The following is a 6587-nucleotide window of genomic DNA, read 5'->3' as shown; positions in this document are numbered from 1 at the left end:
GGCACTTTAATCTCCTTTTGATCGCTAAATCAAGGACTTAGTTTAGACTAAGTTGATTAAAGTGCCCCCTTAATTGGTGTAGAGCCGATTTTTTTTAGAAAAGGTTCTGGAAATTGAACTTGCTTTAACAATAAGCCCTTGGGCATCGCAGAACACAAAACCATTAGCTTTAATACGAATCATCAACCCATGTCCTGCCAAAATGGTATGAATCTCCTTCCAACTAATGGCAGCCTCGATTTTTTCTTTACAAGAGCGTTTCATCCAATTAATTAAGCTTTCAATACCTGAGTGATGCTCCATATCGTCAGCAAGATTTTCTGAACGGTTTTTACGGGTTTGATGATTGGTTATTTGAAGACCTAATTCAATTTCTAGCTTGGATGCGATCTCAGAAAAAATCTTATATGCCCTGAAAGGTTCAATCATATTAAAGGTTTGAGGATGAATTTTATTAATCGCAACATGAATATGAAGATTGTCTGTATCATGATGAACAACTGAGATTCTTTGGTGCTCTTTAAATCCAATCGATAATGCCACCGTATCTTCAATTTCCTTTAAAACTTGAGCAGAAGGGTTTTCTCCTGGAGCAAAGGAAATAAGCATATGGTAAGTTTTATCTCCTATAGCTCTTTGATTTTTAGCTTGTGTTGCTAATACCTCCTGAACAGCCCAAATGGGATCGAGACTATTACAGTTTGATAATCTGATCTTACCCACTCGTTCTTGTTTGTTTTGTTGATTACATAGGTATTGAACAAGCCCCGAAAAACTACTAAGCCTTGTTTTCTTCATAGGAATATGGCGAATAATCATAATTTTTTCACCACTTCAAACATTGCATCCTGAGTAGTTTGAATACGTGCTAACAATGTTTTTATTGTTTGGAGGTCAAAGTGTGCAACACGTTTATCCTGAGTCAACCATAGTTTTAACAGTCCACCAAGCCGTCCTAAGTCTCCATTAATCTTGGCTAACTGCAGTATATAATCCTTATCAACATTACTTTGAATTTGATAACCGAGACTAATCCTTCTTAAATACTCGGCAATTGAAAGCCCAGCTGTAGCTGCATTCGATTTAATCTGAATTTCTTCAGAGGGCAAAACAGGTACGCGAAGATGGCGACCATTTTTTCTGGTGGGTGTTTTAAGCTTCTCGTCCATAAGGATGCCGACCTCTTAATTAAGTGGTTATGCAATCCTTTGGGTATTGATTTGACCTTAAAACATAGGGTTTTCGTTGAGCACCGAAGGTGCGAATAAGACATGTGAGGTTGGGTAGCCAGCTTGCTGATTAGCTAACTTCACCTATCTTGCCCTGCGTTTTAAGTTCATCTAATAGCATACTATCAGGTAATTTTATGTAATTTCAAGGCTATTTGTTTTGAAACCAAATTAATTCCTAATAATTACCAATAATTACGACAAATTACATATTTATGCGTTTTAGAGAAGGTTTAATTACGCCAAAAGGAAATAAAATAACTCAACTAATTGCACAGCAACAAAATAGTTTGTACCATCAGAAAGAGAACAATAATAAGTTGATGGTATGACATGGGAAACTCCCTCAGCGAACGAATCGCAGCAAAGCAAATGGTAAGAAAAGCCTCTGCTAAATCTGTAAATAAAGCCGCATTTCTTGCTTTAAAAAATGATATCGCATCAGCGCTAGCTGACGGCTGGTCTATAAAGCTTGTCTGGGAAACCTTAGTTGAGGAAGGTAAAATCTCATTTTCATATAAAACTTTTTGTGGCTATGTAGCACGTTTGATTGCTGCAGAAAAAAAGCCATCTATTCAGGAGAACACCAAGGAAGATGAAAAGGCTAAAAGTAAGACAAAAACTGAAATTCGCGGTTTTACTTTTAATCCAAAACCCAACTTGGAGGAACTCTTGTAATGGCAAAAATACATATCACACTGCAGGGAAAAGGCGGTGTTGGCAAATCATTTATTTCAGCAACAACAGCACAATACAAACAACACAAAGGCCACACCCCGCTGTGTATTGACACCGACCCCATCAATTCAACCTTTCATGGCTTTAAAGCACTCAATGTCGATCATATTCAAGTTATGAGTGGTGATGAAATCAACCCCCGTCTATTTGATGCCCTCATTGAAAAAATTGCCTCCACAACTCGTGATGTAGTCATCGACAACGGTGCCAGCTCTTTTGTACCGCTATCTCACTACCTCATCAGCAATCAAGTTCCGGCTTTGTTAAAGGAATTAGGCCATGAAATGGTGATTCATACTGTCATAACCGGAGGCCAAGCCTTATTCGATACCATTAATGGCTTCGCACAACTGATTGACCAGTTCGCAAATGAAGCACAGTTTGTCGTCTGGCTCAACCCCTATTGGGGAGCCATTGAACATGAAGGCAAAGCATTTGAACAACTGAAAGCCTATCGAGATAACAAGGATAGAATATCAGCCTTAATTCAAATCCCTGATCTGAAAAAAGAAACCTACGGCCGAGATTTAACCGAAATGCTTCAACAGAAACTGACCTTCGATGAAATTTTGGGTGCGCCAGAGAAAAGCATTATGACCCGCCAACGCTTAAAAATCGTTCGCGATCAACTGTTTAATCAATTAGACAATGCTAAGGTGATCTAATGACTGATAAATGGGATGCAACTATTCAAGAGATCGCCATTAGGCATGGGGTGGTTCTAAGCAAGGATGATCCAATTCTCATCCTGCAGACCATGAACGAAAAACTGATTGAGGAATCACGACAAGCACAAGCGGTCATGTTGGCGCAGTTCAGAGAGGAAATGGAGTGTATTTCCTCTCAATGGAGGGATGATGCTAAAGACAAAGCTGAGAAAGTACTTAATGCTGCGTTGTCTAGCAGTAAAGAAGCTATGGACAAAATACTGAGACATGCCACCAGTGAATTTACACACGTCATGAAAAATCTGATCTCCAATTCACTAACAGAAGCGCAAAATTTGACTCAACAAACTCGAAAATATAATCAATTTTGCTTGGCTGGTTCGATTATTGTTTGCTTATTATTTTTATTGTTTTTACTCAAATAGTGGTACATAAAATGAATGAACCGAATACCTCTAAACTTGCTGTTCTGATTGATGCAGATAATGCATCAGCATCTAATATTGAATATCTAATTAATGAAATTTCTCGATATGGAGAGATTATTGTAAATAGAATTTATGGTGATTTTACTCTCCCAAATAATTCTCAATGGAGAAAAGTTTTACAAAAATATTCCATCAAGCCTATTCAACAATTCAGAAACACGGTAGGGAAAAACGCCAGCGATAGCGCATTAATTATTGATGCGATGGATTTACTCTATACACAAAAATTAAATGGGTTTTGTATTATTTCCAGCGACAGTGACTTTACAGGGCTTGCAACCCGTATTCGTGAGGAAGGGTTAAAAGTTTATGGCTTTGGTGAAGAAAAAACACCGGAGTCTTTTCGAAATTCTTGTAATAAATTTATATCCATTGATCTGTTACAACCTAAAAAAATAAAAACAGTGAAAACTAAAAAGAATGCCGGAAACTCTGACACCACCAAAAAATCAGATGCATCAATTTTCCCAAAAGAATTTATCATAGAAGCGCTGGATAATTCATATGATGATTCAGGTTGGGCTTATATTTCTGTTTTTGGAAGCTATCTAGCGAAATTAAAACCAGATTTTGATTCAAGAAGATATGGTTATAAAAAATTAAGCGATTTAGTCAAGGGAAAAACGGATATATTTGATATTGATGAGCGAGTTAATCCTGCATCCAATACCAAAGAACTGTTTATAAGAGCAAAGGAATAACATAATCAAGGCCTACGAGATCACAAATTTCAGGTTTGATGAGTTATTATAAGAGGAATTATCAATATGGCACTTAATTTAAGAAAAAAAACGATAGACTTTCTCAAGTCAAACCAAGGACAAAAATTTACAGCTAAAGAAATTGCTGAGTGGATTTTTGCTAATTTTCCTGATGAGTGCAAGAAAAAACAACAATCCTCAAAAGCTACTGTAATTCCTTTAGATACAGATGAGGCCTTAATAAATCAACTCGTTAGAGAAATCACAGCAAAAAACACCGACTTTGAACTGGTTAATATTAAAACTACAGCCGACCGTCCCAGGGAGTATTACTATTCCGAATTATCTGATAGTGATGAAATAAGAATTTCTGAAGAAAATATTTACAACACAGCAGGCCAAACTGATCAAAGATTAAGAGAGCATGACTTGTATCCAATACTTTCAGACTTTTTATGGACCGAATTAAAAATTTATAGCAAAAGAATAGATGAGAAAAAATCAAGTAATCGATATGGTAAAGGCGGAAATAAGTGGCTTCACCCTGATATTGTTGGTCTTGAAGACTTGAGTCGACATTGGAAGCATGAGGTTAAAGAGTGCGTACAACATTATTATGACAAAATAACTAAGCTTTGGTCTTTTGAGGTGAAAGTTAATATTAATCTCGCGAATCTGAGAGAAGTGTTTTTTCAGACAATAAGCAACTCCTCCTGGGCCAATTTTGCTTATCTAGTTGCAAACGTACTAGATGATAAGGCAGCACATGAGCTAAGAATTTTATCTAGCCTTCATGGTATAGGATTTATTAAACTCAATACCGAGAATCCAGCAGAAAGCCAAATCCAAATACCAGCAAGAGAAAAACCACAAATTGATTGGGATAATGTGAATAGAATCCTAGAAGAAAACCCTGATTTTGAAGAATATATCAAATTTGTTCGACAATTTTATCAAACTGGTGAGATAAGAAAAAATGATTGGGATCAATGTAGATAACGCTATGAAAAAAACATATAAAAGCTGGTTATTTCAGGCAAACCCACAACGTTTTGATATAAATCAATATCTGATTAACTGTTCTAGCCACGATAATTATATTTATTTCCAAATCAACCAACATAAACAAGATATAAAAGTGGGGGACACCGCATTTATCTGGCGAACAAAGTCTGACTCAAAAAATAATCCACGAGGTATCATTGCATATGGATTAATAGAAGAAATAAATCCTAGAAATAAAGTCATCTATTCAAAAGCCTTAGAAGAGAACCTATGGAACGATAAAAATTATATCAATGCATCTGGCTTAGTTGCTGGGATCAAAATAATAGAAATATACTCCAATGCTGAGATGGTTACAGACGAAATTTTAAAAGATGAACTATTTAATGGTTTTTCAAAAAATTGGCAACAAACTAATTTTAGCCTCAGCGATGAACAAGCTGATTTAGTAACTAAACTACTTAATTTAAAAACTAATAATGAAAGTCAAAATAATGATATTGATATGGCGTTTACTCGACCAGAAGGCCGCTTAATACAGTCTATTCATCTTAGAAGAGAACGAAATTTCCAATTAATAAATGAAGCAAAAAAACTATTCAAGAAAACCCATGGAGGAAAACTATTTTGTGAAATATGCAGATTTTCCTTCGAAGAGGTATATGGCTCGATTGGTGAAAACTTTATAGAAGCTCATCATATAATCCCCGTTTCTCAAATGAAAATAGATCACAGGACAAGTATATCAGAGCTCATGATGTTGTGTTCTAACTGCCATAGAATGGCTCATCGTGAAAACGGCATGGAAACTTTACAGGACATTAAAAAATCCTTCGATCATGAGAAAAATCAATAAAATAGTCTTGCATAAATTGTTTATTAAACCGCATTAAGTCTTCATTTATAAAACAAATTCGACTCGCTGCGCTTCTTGATAGCCTAACAGCATTCGGGGAAGGTTACCAATCAACTCAATGCGGCATTAGCCAGTAGTAAAGAAACTATAACCAGATTGCTGCACGAACCTACTAAAGAATCGGTTCAAGATTTGAAGAAACTGATCTCTGAGAACATCGGACAATAAATGAAATAAAAATCACTATATATCGCTCCATTGCTCCTCATCCCAAGGTAAATTAGCGTACTCTCTTAAAGTATTAGGTGGAAATATAGGGTATTTAATCACAGAAAAAAACGGAGAATAATCAAAATCACTCGGCGTGAATAAACGAGGGTTACGTCTTACAAGTTCCATTTGATGTTTATTTCCTTCGTGAATAAAGGGAAGAATTGGGTAATGTACTGACTGAAACGCATCCGCAATCATTGAAGAACAAATATCTTCTGTAGGTTGCATTGCATTATGTTGGAAAAGTGTTGAACGCCATTTTCTCGGAAAAAATCCCCAAGGGAACAAAAACCGCGCCAAATCTAACACATGACGTACATCATAGTTTTTGCCCAAGCGACTCAAAGCATAACTTACTACACGACATACATCCTCCTGAGCCAGCCATTCAGGTCTAACAATACGAAGATGCTCGTCTTTGTATTTGTCGAGTGGAGAAATAATAGTTCCAAGTCCTAGCTCACTTTCAACCAGCAGTTGTTTATGAGGTAGGCCGTTATAGTGCTCCTTGATTAGTTCGTGCAAAGAGGGTTCCTTAATGTCATGAAGACAGCCTATATATAATGCAGCATGAGACCAAGGACTTTGAGTCACATGCCGAATCATGCGGCTTATTCGGCTTCTTCCCT

Annotated in this window: 8 protein-coding genes and 1 pseudogene; 6 read left to right on the top strand and 3 right to left on the bottom strand. The window is 36.5% G+C overall.

Annotated features, from left to right (window positions below):
- Nucleotides 1-87: 87 nt before the first annotated feature.
- Both traI and traJ read right to left on the bottom strand, forming a co-directional pair.
- A pseudogene (gene traI, locus Lpar_RS10730) lies at nucleotides 88-819 on the bottom strand (TraI/MobA(P) family conjugative relaxase); the annotation flags it as partial.
- Entirely contained in the window at nucleotides 816-1169 is a 354-nt protein-coding gene (traJ, locus tag Lpar_RS10725; RefSeq protein WP_027269489.1) for a conjugal transfer transcriptional regulator TraJ, read from the bottom strand. The pseudogene traI and the gene traJ, both read right to left, overlap by 4 nt.
- 393 nt (nucleotides 1170-1562) lie before the next feature.
- On the opposite strand from traJ, the gene Lpar_RS10720 reads away from it, so the two are divergent.
- From Lpar_RS10720 to Lpar_RS10695, 6 genes are all read left to right on the top strand, one after another.
- Nucleotides 1563-1907, top strand: a complete 345-nt coding sequence (locus Lpar_RS10720) for a TraK family protein (protein WP_058517933.1) — start codon at nucleotides 1563-1565, stop codon at nucleotides 1905-1907.
- The gene (locus Lpar_RS10715) at nucleotides 1907-2632 is read left to right on the top strand and encodes an ArsA-related P-loop ATPase (protein ID WP_058517932.1); all 726 of its coding nucleotides are present in this window, start codon (nucleotides 1907-1909) and stop codon (nucleotides 2630-2632) included. Before Lpar_RS10720 ends, Lpar_RS10715 begins: the two co-directional genes overlap by 1 nt.
- Nucleotides 2632-3060, top strand: a complete 429-nt coding sequence (locus tag Lpar_RS10710; protein ID WP_058517931.1) for a conjugal transfer protein TraM — start codon at nucleotides 2632-2634, stop codon at nucleotides 3058-3060. The genes Lpar_RS10715 and Lpar_RS10710 overlap by 1 nt, the downstream gene beginning before the upstream one ends.
- Before the next feature lie 11 nt (nucleotides 3061-3071).
- Entirely contained in the window at nucleotides 3072-3824 is a 753-nt protein-coding gene (locus Lpar_RS10705) for an NYN domain-containing protein (protein WP_058519244.1), read from the top strand.
- A gap of 66 nt (nucleotides 3825-3890) precedes the next feature.
- Nucleotides 3891-4823 (top strand): COG2958 family protein, encoded by a 933-nt coding sequence (locus tag Lpar_RS10700; RefSeq protein WP_058517930.1) that lies wholly within the window; start codon nucleotides 3891-3893, stop codon nucleotides 4821-4823.
- Between the two features lie 4 nt (nucleotides 4824-4827).
- Nucleotides 4828-5685 carry an HNH endonuclease gene (locus Lpar_RS10695; RefSeq protein WP_162264346.1) on the top strand — a complete coding sequence of 286 codons (858 nt, stop codon included), beginning with the start codon at nucleotides 4828-4830 and terminating at the stop codon, nucleotides 5683-5685.
- 243 nt (nucleotides 5686-5928) lie between these two features.
- Here the strand turns inward: Lpar_RS10695 and Lpar_RS10690 are convergent, their stop codons facing one another.
- Nucleotides 5929-6552: a hypothetical protein gene (locus Lpar_RS10690; RefSeq protein WP_237759394.1), complete on the bottom strand. Its 624-nt coding sequence runs from the start codon at nucleotides 6550-6552 to the stop codon at nucleotides 5929-5931.
- Nucleotides 6553-6587 lie beyond the last annotated feature (35 nt).

The sequence above is a fragment of the Legionella parisiensis genome, from assembly GCF_001467945.1.
Taxonomy (GTDB): domain Bacteria; phylum Pseudomonadota; class Gammaproteobacteria; order Legionellales; family Legionellaceae; genus Legionella; species Legionella parisiensis.
The sequence above is the reverse complement of the archived record's forward strand: the minus strand, read 5'-3'. Positions and strand labels throughout refer to the sequence as shown.